Here is a 16,201-nt window from a genome sequence, read left to right on the forward strand (position 1 = left end):
CGGCCGCACCGGACCGGGAACCACTGCGGAGAGCGGACAGGAGGTGCGGCGTGCCGACGCTGCTCGCCGATGCGGGAACCGGTTCGGGCGATCCGGACCTCGGGCTGCTCAAGGCCGTCAACGGCCTGGCCGCCGACGCGCCCGGCTGGCTGGACTCGCTCGTCGCCTGGACCGCCGAGTACGGCATCCTGCTCGGCCTGGCCGCGATCGGCCTGACCGCCTGGCTGGTCGCCCGCCGCCGCCCGGACGCGCCGGTCGCCGTCGCCGGCGTGCTGTGGGCACCGGTCGCGGTGGCCATCGCCGAGCTCGCCAACCTGCCGATCTCGGCCATGGTCGACCGGCCCCGGCCGTTCGTCGACCATCCCGAGATCGACGTGCTGGTCCCCGGCAAGGAGGACACCCTGTCCTTCGTCAGCGACCACTCCGCGATGTCGATGGGCATCGCCGTCGCGCTGTTCCTGGTCAACCGAAAGCTCGGTGCGGCCGCCGGCGCGCTCGCCCTGCTGCAGGGCTTCTGCCGGATGTACGTGGGCGTGCACTACCCGACCGACGTGATCGGCGGCTACGCGCTGGCCACCGCCGTGGTGCTGCTGCTCGCCCCGATCGCGATGGCCGTGCTGGTTCCGCTGTGCCACGCGCTGTCCCGCACCGCGCTGCGCCCGCTGGTGGCGGCCAAGGCCCCGGCGGCGTCCGGTCGGCGCCGTTCCGCGGCCGGGTCGGCCGGCCGGGCGGCCCGCCCGGGCCGGCGCGCGGACCGCGACCGGGAGTCCGACCTGGCGGCCTGACGGGCCGTCGCACCGGCGGCCGGGCCGCTGACGGTCAGTCGGCCCGGTCCGGGTCGTCGCGGTGTTCGGCGGCGTCCCGCCGGGCCTTGTCGCGGGAGCGCCGCGCGGGGGCGAACCAGCCGCAACTGCACTGGGCGAAGCAGAAGGAGCCGCGCTCCGCCACCTCGGTCCGATGGTCGGTCCGCGCTGCCACGCCGGTGGTCTCCGGCCGCTGGTCTGCCACGTCCCTCACGGTAACCCGCCCGGGCGGCGCGGCGGTACGCGCGTCCACGGGTCGGGCGTAACCTTCCCCGCCCCAACTCGTTTGCCGGGCAGGCGCGCTGTCCATCCGGGGCGGCTGCTTGCCGGGTCGTCCGGGGCCCAGGGGGTTGTCGAACGTGAAGATGCTCAACCGGGCCGCCGCCGCGGCCGTGCTCGTCACCGTGCTGTCCGCCTGCAGCGGCGGCGGGCAGCCCCAGGGCGGCTCGGCCGACCAGCTGTCCGCGGACCCGCTGACGGCGGTGCGGTCCGCCGCCGACATCACCGGCCGCACCGGTTCGGCGCACGCCGCCACCGAGCTGACCACCGAGTCCGCGGAGAAGAAGACGGTGTTCCACGGCACCGGCGGCTACGACTACGTGAAGCGGCTGGGCCGGCTGGAGATCGACGTCCCGGCGGGCGCCGCCGCCCCGGGGAAGATCACCGAGGTGGTCCTGCCCGGCACGGTCTACCTGCAGAACAGCGCCGCCAAGATCCCCGAGGGCAAGTGGGTCAAGCTGGACGTCCGCCAGCTCCCGGACGGCAACCTGGTGAGCACCGGTGCCACCGACCCGGCGTCGGCGGCGGGCGCGCTGCGCGGCGCGCAGACCGCCGAGCTGGTCGGCTCCGAGACGGTGAACGGCGTGGAGCTGAAGCACTACAAGGGCGTCCTGGACCTCGCCAAGGCCGCCGACGCGACGGGCGGCCGCGGCGCGGACGGCCTGCGGGCGGCCGCGCAGACCTTCACGGTCAAGGAGGTCCCGTACGAGGCCTGGCTGGACGCGCAGGGCCGGCTGCACAAGGTGGTGGAGAACTTCACCTTCGCCGGGGTGGCCGGGTCCACCGCCGCGAAGGACCAGGTGAAGGTGGTCTCCGTGCTGTCGCTGAACGACTTCGGCAAGCCGGTGGAGGCCGCCGAGCCGCCCGCCGCCGACCTGTACTCGATGAAGGCCTCACCCTCCCCGCAGTGACGGTCCCACCCGTTTCGGACACCAGAGATGGCCCGTCCGTGCCATGTGGCCGGGCCGCCCGCTGCCTAGGCTGGTACGGGGGCGGGGCAGGCGGGCCGGGGCACCGACGGGGCGTGGAAGGGGTGGAGGCCAGATGGCGACCGGGGAGAGCGGCACCGGCGGCCACGACCGAACCGCACTGGACGAGATCGACCTGGCCGGCGAGCTGATGATCGCCGCCTCGGCCAGCCACGCCGACCGGCTGGCCGCCGAGCAGATCGACGAGGTGCTGCTGCGCGGGGACGACGGTCAGCCGCCCGTCGCGGGCGGCTGACCGGACGTCAGGGACGGGCCGTCGTCAGGTGCGCAGCAGGCGCGCGATGGCCGCGCTGGCCTCGGTGACCTTGGCGTTCAGCTCCTCGCCGCCGTCCTCCGCGGCGGCGGCCGCGGCGACGCAGTGCCGCAGGTGCTCCTCCAGCAGGGACAGTGCGAAGGACTGCAGGGCCTTGGTGGAGGCGGAGACCTGGGTGAGGATGTCGATGCAGTAGACGTCCTCGTCGACCATGCGCTGCAGGCCGCGGATCTGACCCTCGATCCGGCGCAGCCGCTTCAGGTGCGCTTCCTTGTCGCCGCTGTAGCCGTGCGGCCCGTCGCCGTGGGCCGAGCCGTGGCACGCCGGTGCGGTGTCGGTGCTGGGGGTGTCGATGGTGGTCATCCGGTCCGCCCTCTTGGTCTCGGTCTCGGCCCTCCCCCGGCTCTCGGCCGGGAGATGCCCCCAGTTTCCAACATCCGGCCCCGGTCCGGTGTTCCGCCGTCCGGGCGTCAGCACAGAGATCCCCGTGCAGAGCGGGCGCAAACCGGCGTGTCGTGGGACACACTTAGGGCGCGCGTCGGCAACCCCGTGCCCGGGCACGACGGACGTGCGCCTAGCATCGTCAAGTACCGACCCCGCACATCGGAGATTTCCGTGCGTTTTAGCCTGACCCCGAAGGAGACGAGCTTCTACGACATGTTCGCCGCCGCGGCGGAGAACCTTGTCGTCGGATCGAAGCTCCTGCTGGAACTACTGGGCTCGGACGTGTCCGCCCGCGCGGAGATCGTCGAGCGCATGCGCGCCGCCGAGCACGCCGGGGACGACACCACCCATGCGATCTTCCACCAGCTGAACTCCTCGTTCATCACCCCGTTCGACCGGGAGGACATCTACACGCTGGCGTCCTCGCTGGACGACATCATGGACTTCATGGAGGAGGCCGTCGACCTGGTCGTGCTGTACGACATCGAGACCCTCCCGAAGGGCATCGAGCAGCAGATCGAGGTGCTGGCCAGGGCCGCCGAGCTGACCGCCGAGGCGATGCCGAACCTGCGGTCGATGTCGAACCTCACCGAGTACTGGATCGAGGTCAACCGGCTGGAGAACCAGGCGGACCAGATCCACCGCAAGCTGCTGGCCCACCTGTTCTCCGGCCAGTACGAGGCGATCGAGGTGCTGAAGCTCAAGCAGGTGGTGGACGTCCTCGAAGAGGCCGCCGACGCGTTCGAGCACGTGGCCAACACGGTGGAGACCATCGCCGTCAAGGAGTCCTGAGCTCCGTGGACATGGCAGCACTGATCGTCGTCATCGGCGTCGCTTTCTTCTTCACTTACACGAACGGCTTCCACGACTCCGCGAACGCGATCGCCACCTCGGTCTCCACCCGGGCGCTGACCCCGCGGGCGGCGCTGGCGATGGCCGCGGTGATGAACCTGGCGGGCGCCTTCCTCGGCAGCGGGGTGGCGAAGACCGTCTCCGAGGGGATCATCGAGACCCCGACCGGCAGCAAGGGCATGGCGATCCTGTTCGCGGCCCTGGTCGGGGCGATCGCCTGGAACCTGGTGACCTGGTACTTCGGCCTGCCGTCGTCCTCCTCGCACGCGCTGTTCGGCGGCATGGTGGGCGCGGCGCTGGCCGGCGGCACCGAGGTGGTCTGGCACGGCGTGGTCGAGAAGATCATCATTCCGATGATCGTCTCGCCGGTGGTCGGCCTGGTCGGCGGTTTCCTGGTGATGCTGGCGATCCTGTGGATCTTCCGGCGGACCAACCCGCACAAGGCCAAGCGCAACTTCCGGGTGGCGCAGACCGCCTCGGCGGCCGCGATGGCGCTGGCGCACGGCCTGCAGGACGCCCAGAAGACCATGGGCATCGTGGTGATGGCGCTGACCATCTCCGGCCACCAGTCCGGCAACGGCATCCCGATCTGGGTGAAGATCTCCTGCGCCGCGATGCTCTCGCTGGGCACCTACGCGGGCGGCTGGCGGATCATGCGCACCCTCGGCCGCAAGATCATCGAGCTGGACCCGCCGCAGGGCTTCGCCGCCGAGGCGACCGCCTCCGCGGTCATGTACGTCACCTCGTTCGTCTACGCGGCGCCGATCTCCACCACCCACGTGATCACCTCGGCGATCATGGGCGTGGGCGCCACCAAGCGGGTCCGCGCGGTCCGCTGGGGGGTGGCGAAAAACATCGTGATGGGCTGGTTCATCACCATGCCGGCGGCCGCGATCGTGGCGGCCGCGATGTTCGGCATCGTCAACCTGATCGTGCTCTGACCGCACGGCGTTCCACGGCACGACGGCGGAAGGGCCCGCCCCCACAGCACGGGGGCGGGCCCTTCGTCGGCTCCGCGGCGGCACCGCCATGCAGCACCGCGGAGCAGCTCGTGCGCTCCGCGCCGGGGGCGGGGCCGCCCGGCGCGGGGCCCGGTCAGCCGAAGCGGCCGGAGATGTAGTCCTCGGTGGCCTGCACCGACGGGTTGGAGAAGATCCGCTGGGTGTCGTCCAGCTCGATCAGCTTGCCGGGCTGGCCGACGCCCGCCAGGTTGAAGAACGCGGTCCGGTCGGAGACGCGCGCCGCCTGCTGCATGTTGTGGGTCACGATCACGATGGTGAACTGCGACTTCAGCTCGCCGATCAGGTCCTCGATGGCCAGGGTGGAGATCGGGTCGAGGGCCGAGCAGGGCTCGTCCATCAGCAGCACCTCGGGCTCGACGGCGATCGCCCGGGCGATGCACAGGCGCTGCTGCTGGCCGCCGGACAGGCCCGCGCCGGGCTTGTTCAGGCGGTCCTTGACCTCGTTCCACAGGTTGGCGCCCTGCAGGGACTTCTCCACCACGCCGTCCAGGACGGACTTCTTCTTCACGCCGGCCAGCTTCAGGCCGGCCACCACGTTGTCGTAGATCGACATGGTGGGGAACGGGTTGGGCCGCTGGAACACCATGCCGACCGAGCGGCGGACGGCGACCGGGTCGACGTTCGAGCCGTACAGGTTCTCGTCGTCGAGCATCACCTTGCCCTCGACGCGGGCGCCGGGGATCACCTCGTGCATCCGGTTGAGGGTGCGCAGGAAGGTGGACTTGCCGCAGCCGGAGGGGCCGATGAAGGCGGTCACGGAGCGGGGCTCGATGGTCATCGAGATGTCCTCGATGGCGCGGGTGGAGCCGTAGTAGGCGGACAGTCCGCTGACGTCGATGCGCTTGGCCATGATCTTTCGTCTTCTCTCGTCTGTTCGTACGTCAGTCGGTGTCAGCGTCCGCCCTTGGGCGAGCGCCAGCGCGCGATGCCCCGGGCGATGAGGTTGAGGCCCATCACGAAGGCGATCAGCACCAGTGCGGCGCCCCAGGCGCGCGAGTAGCCGAAGTCGTTGTTGACCTGCGAGTACTGCTGCCAGATGTAGAGCGGCAGCGACTGCTGGGGTCCGTTGAACGGGTCGCTGTTGATGAAGTCGGCACCGAACACCAGCATCATCACGGGGGCGGTCTCGCCGGTGATGCGGGCGACCGCCAGCATCACACCGGTGGTGATTCCGCCGATGGCCGTCGGGAGGACGATCCGCAGGATGGTCTTCCAGCGCGGCACGCCGAGCGCGTACGAGGCCTCGCGCAGCTCGTTCGGGACGAGCTTGAGCATCTCCTCGGTCGAGCGGACCACGACCGGCATCATCAGGATCGCCAGCGCGAGGCTGCCGGAGAAACCGGAGTACTCGAAGCCGAGCAGGATGTTCCAGAGCGAGAGGATGAACAGACCGGCGACGACCGACGGGATGCCGGTCATCACGTCGACGAAGAAGGTGACCGCCTTGGCGAGCCGGCCGCGGCCGTACTCCACCAGGTAGACGGCGGTGAGCAGGCCGATCGGCGCGGCGATCAGGGTGGCCAGCAGGACCTGCTCGATGGTGCCGATGATGGCGTGGTAGATGCCGCCGTCCGGGCTGAGGGTGGCGACGACGCCCTTCATCGAGTGGGTCAGGAACTCGGGGCTGATCGCTCCGAGGCCCTGCTGCACGGTGTAGAAGGTCAGCGAGACCAGCGGCACCACGGCGCAGATGAAGGCGACCCAGACCAGCGAGGTGGCGAAGCGGTCCTTGGCCTGCCGGCGGCCCTCGACGGCGGCCGAAGCGGCGTAGCTCGCGACCAGGAAGACCAGCGCGGAGATCAGGCCCCACTGCAGGTGGCTCCGGAGTCCGGCGGCGGCGCCGATGCCGCAGCCGACGGCTGTCGAGGCAACGGTGATCCCGGCGGGCGCCCAGCGGGGCAGCCGGGCGGCGGTCAGCCGCTGGCCGAGCGGCGGGGCGGTGACGGTGTCGATGGCGGTCACGCGGCGGCCCCCGAGTACTCCTTGCGGCGGGCGATGATGACGCGGGCGGCACCGTTCACCAGCAGGGTGATCACGAACAGGACGAGGCCGGAGGCCATCAGGGCGTCCCGGCCGAGCGGCTGGGCCTCGTTGAACTTCAGCGCGATGTTCTCGGCGAAGGTGCCGCCGCCCGGGTCGAGCAGGTGCAGCGACAGCTTGCTGTTGGTGGACAGCACAGTGGCGACGGCGATGGTCTCGCCGAGCGCGCGGCCCAGGCCGAGCATCGACGCGGAGATGATGCCGGGGCGGCCGAACGGCAGCACCGCGGTGCGGATCATCTCCCAGCGGGTCGCGCCGAGCGCGAGCGCCGCCTCCTCGTGCATCCGCGGGACCTGCCGGAACACCTCGCGGGTGACCGCGGTGATGATCGGCAGCACCATGATCGCCAGCAGGATGCCGACGGTGAACAGGTTGCGCGGCGGGACGCCGGAGCTGGACTGGCTGAAGACGTACGTCCAGCCGAGGTACTGGTCCATCCAGCTGGTCAGGCCGTCCATGTGCGGGACCAGGAACAGCACGCCCCACAGGCCGTAGACGATCGAGGGGACGGCGGCCAGCAGGTCCACCAGGTAGGCGAACGGCTGGGCGATCCGGCGCGGCGCGTAGTGCGAGATGAACAGCGCGATGCCGACCGCGATCGGGACCGCGATGACCATCGCGATGACCGCGCTGACCAGGGTGCCGAAGGTGAGCACGGCGATGCCGAACACCGGCTTGGCGGCGTCCGGCGTCCACTCGAAGGTGGTGAGGAAGTTGCCCTCGTTCTTGCCCAGGGCGAGGGCGGAGCGGTAGGCGAGGAAGCCCGCGATGGCGGCCATGATGACCAGCAGCAGGACGCCCGCTCCGCGGGAGAGGTTGAAGAAGATGCTGTCACCGCGGCGGCTGTCGCCCCGGCGTCGTCGTGGGGTCTGTCCCCGCACCTCGGCGGGGGAAGCAGAAGTCATGATCGTTTACTCCGGTCTGGCGGCGCTGCCCCGCGGAGGGCGGCACCATGGCGGCGGTGCCCCGGACGTTCTGGTGGTGGGTGGTGCGGGTGGTGCGGTCGACGCGTGGCCCGGCCGGGCGGCCCCTCCCCCTCCTACGGGGGCCGCCCGGCCGGTCGTCGCTCAGCCTCAGGCGAGGGCGTCGATCTGGGTCTTGACCTTGCCCGCGAGCTCCTTCGGCAGCGGCACGTAGCCGACCGCGCCGATGGCCTGCTGGCCCTCGTCGCTCACGGTGTAGGTCAGGAAGGACTTCAGGCCGGGCAGGGTGTCGGCCTTGTTGCCCTTGTCGCAGACGATCTCGTAGGTGACCAGGGTCAGCGGGTAGGCGCCCTCGGCCTTGGTCGCGTAGTCGATGTCCAGCGCCATGTCCGCGCCCTTGCCGACGATCTTGGCGTTGGCCAGGGTGGTGGCGGCGTTGGCGGCGGTGGCCTCGACCGGCTTGGAGGCACCGGTGGCGATGGCGGCGCTGTTCAGCTTGTTGGTCTGGGCGTAGGACAGCTCGACGTAGGAGATCGAGTTCTTGACCTGCTTGACCTGGGCCGCGACACCGGCGGAGCCGTTCGCGGACTGGCCGCCCTGGCCGGACCAGGACTTGGCGGCCGGGTACTTCCAGGCACCGCCGCCGGCCTTGCCGAGGTAGGCGGTCAGGTTCTGGGTGGTGCCGGAGTCCTCCGAGCGGTGGATCGCCTGGATGTCGGCGGCCGGCAGGTTCACGCCCGGGTTCAGCGCGGCGATCTCCGGGGCGTTCCACTTGGTGATCTGCGAGTCGAAGATCTTGGCCAGGGTCGGACCGTCCAGGACCAGCTTGTCGACACCCTCGACGTTGAAGACGATCGAGATCAGGCCGCCGACCATCGGCAGGTCGATGCCCTGGCCGCCGGTGCAGACCGCCTTCGAGGCGTCGATCTCGGCCGGCTTCAGGGCGCCGTCGGAACCCGCGAAGGCGATCTTGCCCTGGTTGAACTGGGTGACACCGGCACCGGAGCCGCCACCGCTGTAGGTGATGCTGGTGGTGGAGCAGGCGGCGCTGTACGCGGCCTTCCAGACGTCGATCGCCGGGGTCTGCGCGGTGGAACCGGCCGCGAGCAGCTGGCCGCCCTTGTCGGCGCAGGCGATCTTGGCAGCGGGGGCCGCGCCGGAGGAGGAGCCGGTCCCGGTGGTCTTGGAGTTGTCGTCCGTGCCGCAAGCGGAGAGCGACAGCGTGGAGACGAGCGCGACGGCACCGATGGCGAGGGCCTTGGAGCGGCCGTTCCGCAGGTTCACAGGGTGTCCCTTTCTGAGGCAATGCCGGTCTCCGAACGACCGGATTTGCTGTGGTCCGGGGCCCTTCCGGCCCTCCGGTAACCCCGAAGTTAGGCAGGACAGGTGACGCGTCAGCCCGTCGCAAATGAACGGGGAGTGAACCTCGGACGGATGTCAGGAATCCGTGGCCAGTAGTAACGGTTGCGTCACGGGACGGGCGCGGACAGATCACCCGACCGGAGCGGTGCGAACCACCCCGGCGGCACCGCGCGCCGCGCTCAGCCGAGCAGCAGTTCCAGCAGCGCGTCGATCAGCACCCGGTCGCGGGGGTGGGTGAGCCGTTCCTTGGCCCGCCGCGGCGGCAGCCATTCAAGGCGGTCGACCTCCCGGTTCGGCCGAAACGCGCCACCGGTCGGCACCGCGGCCCAGTACCGGACCTCCTTCGGCCGGCCCTGCGCCAGGTAGTGCTGGACGGGCAGTTCCGCGCCCAGCACGCAGTGCATCCCGGTCTCCTCCCGGACCTCGCGCAGCGCCGCGGCCCGCCAGCCCTCGCCCGGGTCGAGCTTCCCCTTCGGGAGGCTCCAGTCGTCGTACTTGGGCCGGTGCACCAACGCCACCCGCGGCTTCTTCCGGCTGCCGTCCTTGCGCAGCGGCCCCGGCACCCAGAGCACCGCGCCGGCCGCCAGCACCGTCGACCGGGGTCCTGCCGCCGGTCGGCGGTCGATGCGGGCACCGCCCGACCGGGAGCGGTCGCGGTCGGGCGGTGACGGGCGATCGGGCATCTGCGGTACGCGGTCCATCCGGGCGGAGGTACGGGGGCTCAGTCCGACGCCACTGCCGCCGGGCCGGCCAGCCCGGACGCCACCACCGGCCACTGGCGCCCGAAATCGTACCGGGCGGCCTCCACGTCGAGCCGCTGATCGGCGTGCACCACGCCCAGCACGTACGCCGTCGCCGGGGTGATGCGCGGCGTGCGGGCCGCGGTGGCGACGGTCGCCGCCGCGTCGGACGCCTCCTGGTGGCGGCCCAGCACCCGGTCCAGCTCCAGCAGTTCGCCGTCCGGCGCGTTGCACACCTCGAGCGCGTAGCGGGCCCGCTTCACCAGGATCCGGGCCCGCAGCCACGGCGCGTCGTCGGCGGCCAGCGCCGCGTCCGCCGTGTCGGCGGCGGACGACCCGGCGCGGGCCGGCGGCACGGTGCCGGGCTCCGTCGGGGCCGCGCCCAGCCGGTGCAGGCCCGCCCCGCCGTACGCCTGCGCGGCGCGCTGCCACGGCAGCCGCTCGGCCGCGGCGGCGAGCGCGCCCAGCGCCGCCGCGGTCTGCGGCAGCAGCGACACGGCCGGCTCGGCGGCGGCCGCCGGCACCAGCGGCACCTCGCCGGCCAGCAGCGTCATCCGGTCGGCCAGGGCGTGCAGCCGGGCCGAGCGCAGTTCCTGGAGCAGGGCGGTGTGCGCCCGGGCGCGGGCCAGCGTCAGCTGGCGCTCCAGCAGGGCCCGGGCCTTGGGCGCGCCGGCGTGGCCGGCCAGCATGCCGGGTCCTTCGGGGGTGGCGTCGGCCAGCGAGTCGAGGGCGCCGAGCAGCCGGTCGGCGCGCCGCCGGTAGCCGGGTTCCTGGGCGAGCAGGTCGATCAGCCAGCGCAGTTCGTTCCGGGTCTCCTGCGCCCAGGCCGGGTCGAAGACCGCGGCGAAGGTGTGCAGCGCCCCGCCGATCCGGCGCACCGCGCGCAGCAGGTCGTCCGCGGCCTGCGCCGACGCCGGGAGTGCGCCCGGTCTGGACCCCGCCTCGCCGACCGCCTGCGGGAGGGCGCGCAGGAACGCGCCCGCCTGGGCGGTCAGGTGGCCGGCAAGGACCTCCCCGGCGGTCGCGGCACGCGCCACCGGGACCGTCGTCGGCGCATCGGTCATGGCTGTGGCTCTCCCCGATTTCCTCCCCGGGCCTGCCCCGGGGCTGCATGCCGCCCGCGCCGGGAGGGCTCCCGGCGCGGGCGGGGTGCCGCTCAGCGCGCGGCGGCGGAGCCGCGGTTGCGGCGGCGTGAGTCGATCAGCAGGTCCTGGACGTGCCGCAGCGGGCGGCCCTCGGCGTCCTGGGCGTGACGGATCCAGGCGCCGTCCGGGCCGAGGTGCCAGGAGTCGGTCTCGTCGGAGATGCCGAGGTCCAGCAGGCCGTTGAGTTCGGCCCGGTGCGCCGGGTCGGTGACCCGGACCAGCGCCTCGATCCGGCGGTCCAGGTTGCGGTGCATCATGTCGGCGCTGCCGATCCACACCTCCGGGTCGCCGCCGTTGCCGAACACGAAGACCCGGGAGTGCTCCAGGAACCGGCCGAGGATGGAGCGCACCCGGACGTTCTCGCTCAGCCCCGGCACGCCCGGCCGGATCGCGCAGATGCCCCGCACCCACACGTCCACCGGCACGCCAGCCCGGGAGGCCCGGTAGAGCGCGTCGATGACGACCTCGTCGACGATCGAGTTGACCTTGAGCTTGACGAACGCCGGCCGGCCGGCCCGGTGGTGGGCGATCTCGCCGTTGATCCGGGCGACCAGGCCGTCCCGCAGCCCGCGCGGGGCGGTCAGCAGCCGGCGGTAGGACTCGCGGCGCGAGTAGCCGGACAGCCGGTTGAACAGGTCGGACAGATCGGCGCCGACCTGCGGGTCCGAGGTCAGCAGCCCCAGGTCCTCGTACAGCCGGGCGGTCTTCGGGTGGTAGTTGCCGGTGCCGACGTGCGAGTAGCGGCGGAGCGTGTCGCCCTCCTGGCGGACCACCAGCGACAGCTTGCAGTGCGTCTTCAGCCCGATCAGGCCGTAGACCACGTGGCAGCCGGCCTCCTCCAGCTTGCGGGCCCACTTGATGTTGGCCTGCTCGTCGAAGCGCGCCTTGATCTCGACCAGCACCAGGACCTGCTTGCCGGACTCCGCGGCGTCTATCAGCGCGTCCACGATCGGCGAGTCGCCGGAGGTGCGGTACAGCGTCTGCTTGATCGCCAGCACGTGCGGGTCCGCGGCGGCCTGCTCCAGGAACGCCTGCACGGAGGTCGAGAACGAGTCGTACGGGTGGTGCAGCAGCACGTCCCGCTCGCGCATCGCGGCGAAGATGTCCGGCTGCGAGGCGGACTCGACGTCGATCAGGCCGCGCGCGGTGCCCGCCACGAACTTGGGGTAGCGCAGCTCGGGCCGGTCCAGGTCGGCGATGCCGAACAGGCCGGTCAGGTCGAGCGGGCCGGGCAGCGGGAAGACCTCCGCCTCGGTGATGTTCAGCTCCCGGACCAGCAGGTCCAGGATGTAGGGGTCGATCGACTCCTCGACCTCCAGGCGCACCGGCGGGCCGAAGCGGCGCCGCATCAGCTCCTTCTCCAGCGCCTTCAGGATGTTCTCGGTGTCGTCCTCCTCGACCTCCAGGTCCTCGTTGCGGGTGACCCGGAACGCGTGGTGGGCGAGCACCTCCATCCCCGGGAACAGCTCCTCCAGGTGCGCGCCCATCACGTCCTCCAGCGGCACGTACCGCTGCGGCGAGGCCTCCAGGAAGCGCGACAGCAACTGCGGCACCTTGACCCGCGCGAAGTGCTTGTGCCCCGACACCGGGTTGCGCACCACCACGGCCAGATTCAGCGAGAGTCCCGATATGTACGGGAACGGGTGCGCCGGGTCCACCGCCAGCGGCGTCAGGACGGGGAAGATCTGCTGCCGGAACAGCGTGTGCAGCCGGGCCTGCTCGCTCTCCGCCAGGTCTCCCCAGCGCACCACCTCGATGCCCTCGGCGGCCAGGTCCGGCAGCACCTCCTGCTGGAACGTGGCCGCATGACGGGCCATCAGCTCCCGGGACCGGCGCCAGATCAGGTCCAGCACCTCGCGCGGCTGCAGCCCGGACGCCGACCGCTGGGCGACGCCGGTGGCGATCCGGCGCTTCAGGCCGGCCACCCGCACCATGAAGAACTCGTCCAGGTTCGAGGCGAAGATCGCCAGGAACTTGGTGCGCTCCAGCAGCGGGATGTTCGGGTCCTCGGCGAGTTCGAGCACCCGCTCGTTGAACGCCAGCCAGCTGCGCTCACGGTCCAGGAACCGGCCCTGAGGCAACTCCGCCTCCTCCGCCCCCCGCCCGTCCGCACCGCCCGTGCCGAACGCCGACGTCACGGCGGCCGGCAGCGCGGTCGCCGCCCGCACCACCGGCGGCTCGGCCGCCGGCTCCGGCTCGACCGGCCGGGCCTTGGGGCGCGGCTTCGACTCCCTCGCCGGTTCCTTGGCCGCGGCCCTGCCGCCGGCCCGGGTCCGGGCCTTCCCACCGGACCGGACGGCCGGCTTCTGCTCGGTGCTGGACTCGGCCGCGGCGTCAGCCTCGGCCGAATCGGAGACGCGGGGGATGCTCATCGGTTCCAGCTCCTCCTGCAGGACGCGGTCCCGGCGGGACGAAGGGCACGCCTCCGCCCGCTGCTCGTCCTCGCCGACCCAGGGCCACCCGCCCGGCGCAGCCGGAACCGGCCCGGCCGGGCGGCGGGTGGAGCGGTGACGCGGACGGGGCAATACGGACGACATTCTGTGATCTTCGCGGCGCCAATTGAATCCACGGTAAACACCGCATGGCCAGGAGGAAAGCTGAGTCCGTCACCCCTGTGGCTGGTACCGGACGGCCCGGTCCGCCCGCCACCGCCGGCCGTCCGCCCGCCCGACGGGCCCCCGGTGCCCAGGGCTCAGCGACCGGTCGACGGTGCCCAGCGGTACATCAGGTCCACCTCGTGCACGGTGAAGCCGAGGCGCTCGTAGACCCGGACGGCCGCCGCGTTGTCCGCGTCCACGTACAGCATGACGGTGGGCAGCCCGCGCTCCAGGATCAGGTGCCGCAGCCCCACCGCAGTCAGCGCCCTGCCCAGGCCGCCGCCCTGCTCCGCCGGGTCCACGCCGACCACGTACACCTCGCCCAGCCCGTCCGGCTGGGTCTTCGTCCAGTGGAAGCCGACCAGTCGGCCGTCCCGCTCCGCCAGGAAGAAGCCCTTCGGGTCGAACCACGGCTCGGCCATCCGCTCCGCCAGGTCCTGCTCCGTCCAGGAGCCCTGCTCCGGGTGGTGCGCGAACGCCAGCGCGTTGAGCGCCAGCCAGGCCTGCTCGTCCCGGCCCGGCTCGAAGGTCCGCAGCTCGACGCCGGCCGGCACCGACACCGCGTCCGGCGCCTCGGCGGTGCGCCGCATCTGCCGCAACTCCCGCACCAGCACCGCCCCGTGGACCTCGGCCAGGTGTCGGGCGGCGGGCAGGCCGCCGTGCGCCCAGAAGTCCAGCTCGCCGTCGGCGCCGTCCAGCACCGCACGCACCAGTGCCCCGCCCAGCCCGCGTCCGCGGTCGGCCGGTGCCACCGTCAGCTCCACCGTCCCCGGGTCCGCGCCCTCGGCCTGGGCGTACCCCGTCACCCGCCCGTCCGCGGTCTGCACCAGGTGCCGCACCCCCGGGCGGGGACTGTCCGGGCGGATGCGCAGTCGGCCCGCCTCGGAGACCGCCTCCCGGCCGTCCACCCGGGCCGCCTCGGCGAGCAGGCCCCGGACCGCCCCGGCCTGCTCCGCCGTCAGCGTCTCGACGCGCTCGACCCTGCCCCCGCCTGACGTGCTCTCAGAAGTACGCATACCGCCGAGCGTACGTCCTCCGCGCGGCTTTCAGGAGGCCGCGGCCCCGGTCAGTCGGCCGGCGGCCAGGCCAGCATGGCGAGGTCGGCCGTCGCCGTCAGCTCAGCCGTGTCGGCGCCGTCCCTGGACCGTTGCGACATGCCCTGCAGCACCGCACCGAAGTACCGGGCCAGCGCGGCCGGGTCCGCGGTCGGCGGCAGTTCTCCGAGCCGCTTCGCGGTGGACAGCCGCTGCTCGAAGCGCGCCAGGTTCGCGGCCCGCATGTCCCGCAGGAACACCGCCACCTCGTCGTCCTGGGCAGCCACGTTGGCCGCCGCGCTGATCACCAGGCAGCCGGCCGGGTGCTCCGGGTCCGTGTAGATCCGGGCCGCGTCGCGCAGGATGCGGGCGAACGCGGCCCGGGCCGTCGGCTCCTCCTCGAACGCCAGCGCCACGAACTGGCCCGGCGGGGACAGCTGGTAGCCCTTGACCACCTCGCGGAACAGGGACTCCTTGTCACCGAACGCCGCGTACAGGCTGCCCGGCTTGATGCCCATCGCGCCGGTCAGCTCGCCCACCGAGGTCGGCTGGTAGCCGCGCTCCCAGAACAGCCTGGTCGCCGCCGCCAGCACCGCGGCCCGGTCGAAGGCCGGCGGGCGGCCGCGTCTCGTCCCCGTGCTCGTCATGCCCACCATTTTAGAGCGGTCACTCAATAAAGGTCCCCGGCCGTGCTACGGTCTTTCTTGAACGCTCGCTCAAGAATTGATGGATGGGCCAACCACCATGTCTGCACGTGCACTTGACGGCAAGATCGCCCTGGTCACCGGAGCCTCCCGCGGGATCGGCCGCGGCATCGCCGAGCGCCTCGCCCAGGACGGAGCCACCGTCGCCATCGGCTACGCCCGCGACCGCGAGGCCGCCACCACCGTCCAGGACAGGATCCGCGCCGCCGGCGGCCGGGCCTTCCTGGTCCAAGCCCCGCTCGGCAGCCACGGCGACGCCACCCGCCTCTGGGAGGCCTACGACCGCGCCGGCCGCGAGTACGCCCCCGACGGCGGGCTCGACATCCTGGTCAACAACGCCGGCATAGGCCGCAGCTCCGCCCTGGCCGAGCTCACCGAGGACGAGTTCGACGAGGTCTTCGCGGTCAACGTCCGCGCCCCGTTCTTCATCACCCAGCAGGCCCTGCCCCGCCTCCGCGACGGCGGCCGCATCATCAACATCTCCAGCGGCGTCGCCCGCATCGCGATGCCCGAGATCATCGCCTACAACGCCACCAAGGGCGCCCTCGACAACTTCACCCTCAATCTCGCCGCCCAGCTCGGCGCCCGCGGCATCACCGCCAACTCCGTCCGCCCCGGCGTCGTCGACACCGACACCAACGCCTCCTGGCTCCGCGGCGACCCCGCCGCCCAAGCCCGGGCCGCCGCCCTGTCCGCACTCGGCCGGGTCGGCGAACCGGCGGACGTCGCCGACATCGTGGCCTTCCTCGCCACTCCCGACGCCCGCTGGATCACCGGCCAGACCATCGACGCCACCGGCGGCTCGCACCTCTGACCCGACCGGCCACGCGGTGCGCCGGCTCCCGCCGGGCATTCGGGCCCGCCGAAGCCGGTTGTAAACGCGAGAAAGCCCCCCGCCGTGAGGCGGAGGGCTTTCCCTGAAAAATTGTTCGGCGGCGTCCTACTCTCCCACAGGGTCCCCCCTGCAGTACCATCGGCGCTGTGAGGCTTAGCTTCCGGGTTCGGAATGTAACC

The 16,201-nt window shown here is 72.3% G+C and carries 17 protein-coding genes and 1 rRNA gene; 6 read left to right on the forward strand and 12 right to left on the reverse strand.

The window, feature by feature from the left end; translation table 11 throughout:
• Window positions 1–50: 50 nt before the first annotated feature.
• Window positions 51–785 (forward strand): phosphatase PAP2 family protein, encoded by a 735-nt coding sequence (locus ACFV1L_RS32685; protein WP_380372973.1) that lies wholly within the window; start codon window positions 51–53, stop codon window positions 783–785.
• Window positions 786–819: 34 nt separating this feature from the next.
• Here the strand turns inward: ACFV1L_RS32685 and ACFV1L_RS32690 are convergent, their stop codons facing one another.
• Window positions 820–1,008 (reverse strand): hypothetical protein, encoded by a 189-nt coding sequence (locus tag ACFV1L_RS32690; protein ID WP_380373011.1) that lies wholly within the window; start codon window positions 1,006–1,008, stop codon window positions 820–822.
• A 154-nt stretch (window positions 1,009–1,162) separates the two neighbouring features.
• Here ACFV1L_RS32690 and ACFV1L_RS32695 point away from each other — a divergent pair, with 154 nt between their 5' ends.
• Both ACFV1L_RS32695 and ACFV1L_RS32700 read left to right on the forward strand, forming a co-directional pair.
• On the forward strand, window positions 1,163–1,993 hold the full coding sequence (locus tag ACFV1L_RS32695) for a hypothetical protein (RefSeq protein ID WP_380372976.1): 831 nt from the start codon (window positions 1,163–1,165) through the stop codon (window positions 1,991–1,993).
• A gap of 133 nt (window positions 1,994–2,126) precedes the next feature.
• Complete coding sequence (locus ACFV1L_RS32700; protein WP_380372979.1) at window positions 2,127–2,306, forward strand: hypothetical protein; 180 nt, start codon at window positions 2,127–2,129, stop codon at window positions 2,304–2,306.
• Window positions 2,307–2,330: 24 nt separating this feature from the next.
• On the opposite strand, the gene ACFV1L_RS32705 is transcribed toward ACFV1L_RS32700, so the two are convergent.
• Window positions 2,331–2,687 carry a metal-sensitive transcriptional regulator gene (locus ACFV1L_RS32705; protein WP_380372981.1) on the reverse strand — a complete coding sequence of 119 codons (357 nt, stop codon included), beginning with the start codon at window positions 2,685–2,687 and terminating at the stop codon, window positions 2,331–2,333.
• 252 nt (window positions 2,688–2,939) lie between these two features.
• On the opposite strand from ACFV1L_RS32705, the gene ACFV1L_RS32710 reads away from it, so the two are divergent.
• Window positions 2,940–3,560: a DUF47 domain-containing protein gene (locus ACFV1L_RS32710; RefSeq protein ID WP_035864866.1), complete on the forward strand. Its 621-nt coding sequence runs from the start codon at window positions 2,940–2,942 to the stop codon at window positions 3,558–3,560.
• Between the two features lie 5 nt (window positions 3,561–3,565).
• Window positions 3,566–4,561 (forward strand): anion permease, encoded by a 996-nt coding sequence (locus ACFV1L_RS32715; RefSeq protein WP_380372984.1) that lies wholly within the window; start codon window positions 3,566–3,568, stop codon window positions 4,559–4,561.
• 154 nt (window positions 4,562–4,715) lie between these two features.
• On the opposite strand, the gene pstB is transcribed toward ACFV1L_RS32715, so the two are convergent.
• From pstB to ACFV1L_RS32760, 9 genes are all read right to left on the reverse strand, one after another.
• On the reverse strand, window positions 4,716–5,492 hold the full coding sequence (gene pstB, locus ACFV1L_RS32720) for a phosphate ABC transporter ATP-binding protein PstB (RefSeq protein WP_380372985.1): 777 nt from the start codon (window positions 5,490–5,492) through the stop codon (window positions 4,716–4,718).
• Between the two features lie 41 nt (window positions 5,493–5,533).
• A complete protein-coding gene (gene pstA, locus ACFV1L_RS32725) occupies window positions 5,534–6,604 on the reverse strand; it encodes a phosphate ABC transporter permease PstA (protein ID WP_380372987.1) in 1,071 nt (356 codons plus the stop codon).
• On the reverse strand, window positions 6,601–7,587 hold the full coding sequence (gene pstC, locus ACFV1L_RS32730; RefSeq protein WP_380372989.1) for a phosphate ABC transporter permease subunit PstC: 987 nt from the start codon (window positions 7,585–7,587) through the stop codon (window positions 6,601–6,603). The genes pstA and pstC overlap by 4 nt, the downstream gene beginning before the upstream one ends.
• Before the next feature lie 168 nt (window positions 7,588–7,755).
• Window positions 7,756–8,889 (reverse strand): phosphate ABC transporter substrate-binding protein PstS, encoded by a 1,134-nt coding sequence (gene pstS / locus ACFV1L_RS32735; RefSeq protein WP_380372992.1) that lies wholly within the window; start codon window positions 8,887–8,889, stop codon window positions 7,756–7,758.
• A gap of 257 nt (window positions 8,890–9,146) precedes the next feature.
• Entirely contained in the window at window positions 9,147–9,650 is a 504-nt protein-coding gene (locus ACFV1L_RS32740) for an NUDIX hydrolase (protein ID WP_380372994.1), read from the reverse strand.
• Window positions 9,651–9,688: 38 nt separating this feature from the next.
• Window positions 9,689–10,771 carry a CHAD domain-containing protein gene (locus ACFV1L_RS32745; protein WP_380372996.1) on the reverse strand — a complete coding sequence of 361 codons (1,083 nt, stop codon included), beginning with the start codon at window positions 10,769–10,771 and terminating at the stop codon, window positions 9,689–9,691.
• Between the two features lie 92 nt (window positions 10,772–10,863).
• Entirely contained in the window at window positions 10,864–13,224 is a 2,361-nt protein-coding gene (locus ACFV1L_RS32750; RefSeq protein ID WP_380372998.1) for an RNA degradosome polyphosphate kinase, read from the reverse strand.
• Window positions 13,225–13,544: 320 nt separating this feature from the next.
• Window positions 13,545–14,465 carry a mycothiol synthase gene (gene mshD / locus ACFV1L_RS32755; RefSeq protein ID WP_380373000.1) on the reverse strand — a complete coding sequence of 307 codons (921 nt, stop codon included), beginning with the start codon at window positions 14,463–14,465 and terminating at the stop codon, window positions 13,545–13,547.
• A 50-nt stretch (window positions 14,466–14,515) separates the two neighbouring features.
• Window positions 14,516–15,130: a TetR/AcrR family transcriptional regulator gene (locus ACFV1L_RS32760; protein WP_380373003.1), complete on the reverse strand. Its 615-nt coding sequence runs from the start codon at window positions 15,128–15,130 to the stop codon at window positions 14,516–14,518.
• Window positions 15,131–15,227: 97 nt separating this feature from the next.
• On the opposite strand from ACFV1L_RS32760, the gene ACFV1L_RS32765 reads away from it, so the two are divergent.
• The gene (locus ACFV1L_RS32765; protein WP_380373006.1) at window positions 15,228–16,001 is read left to right on the forward strand and encodes an SDR family oxidoreductase; all 774 of its coding nucleotides are present in this window, start codon (window positions 15,228–15,230) and stop codon (window positions 15,999–16,001) included.
• A 113-nt stretch (window positions 16,002–16,114) separates the two neighbouring features.
• Here ACFV1L_RS32765 and rrf read toward each other — a convergent pair.
• Window positions 16,115–16,201 (reverse strand): 5S ribosomal RNA (rrf, locus tag ACFV1L_RS32770); the annotation flags it as partial.

The organism is Kitasatospora sp. NPDC059646, assembly GCF_042734615.1.
Classification (GTDB): Bacteria; Actinomycetota; Actinomycetes; order Streptomycetales; family Streptomycetaceae; genus Kitasatospora.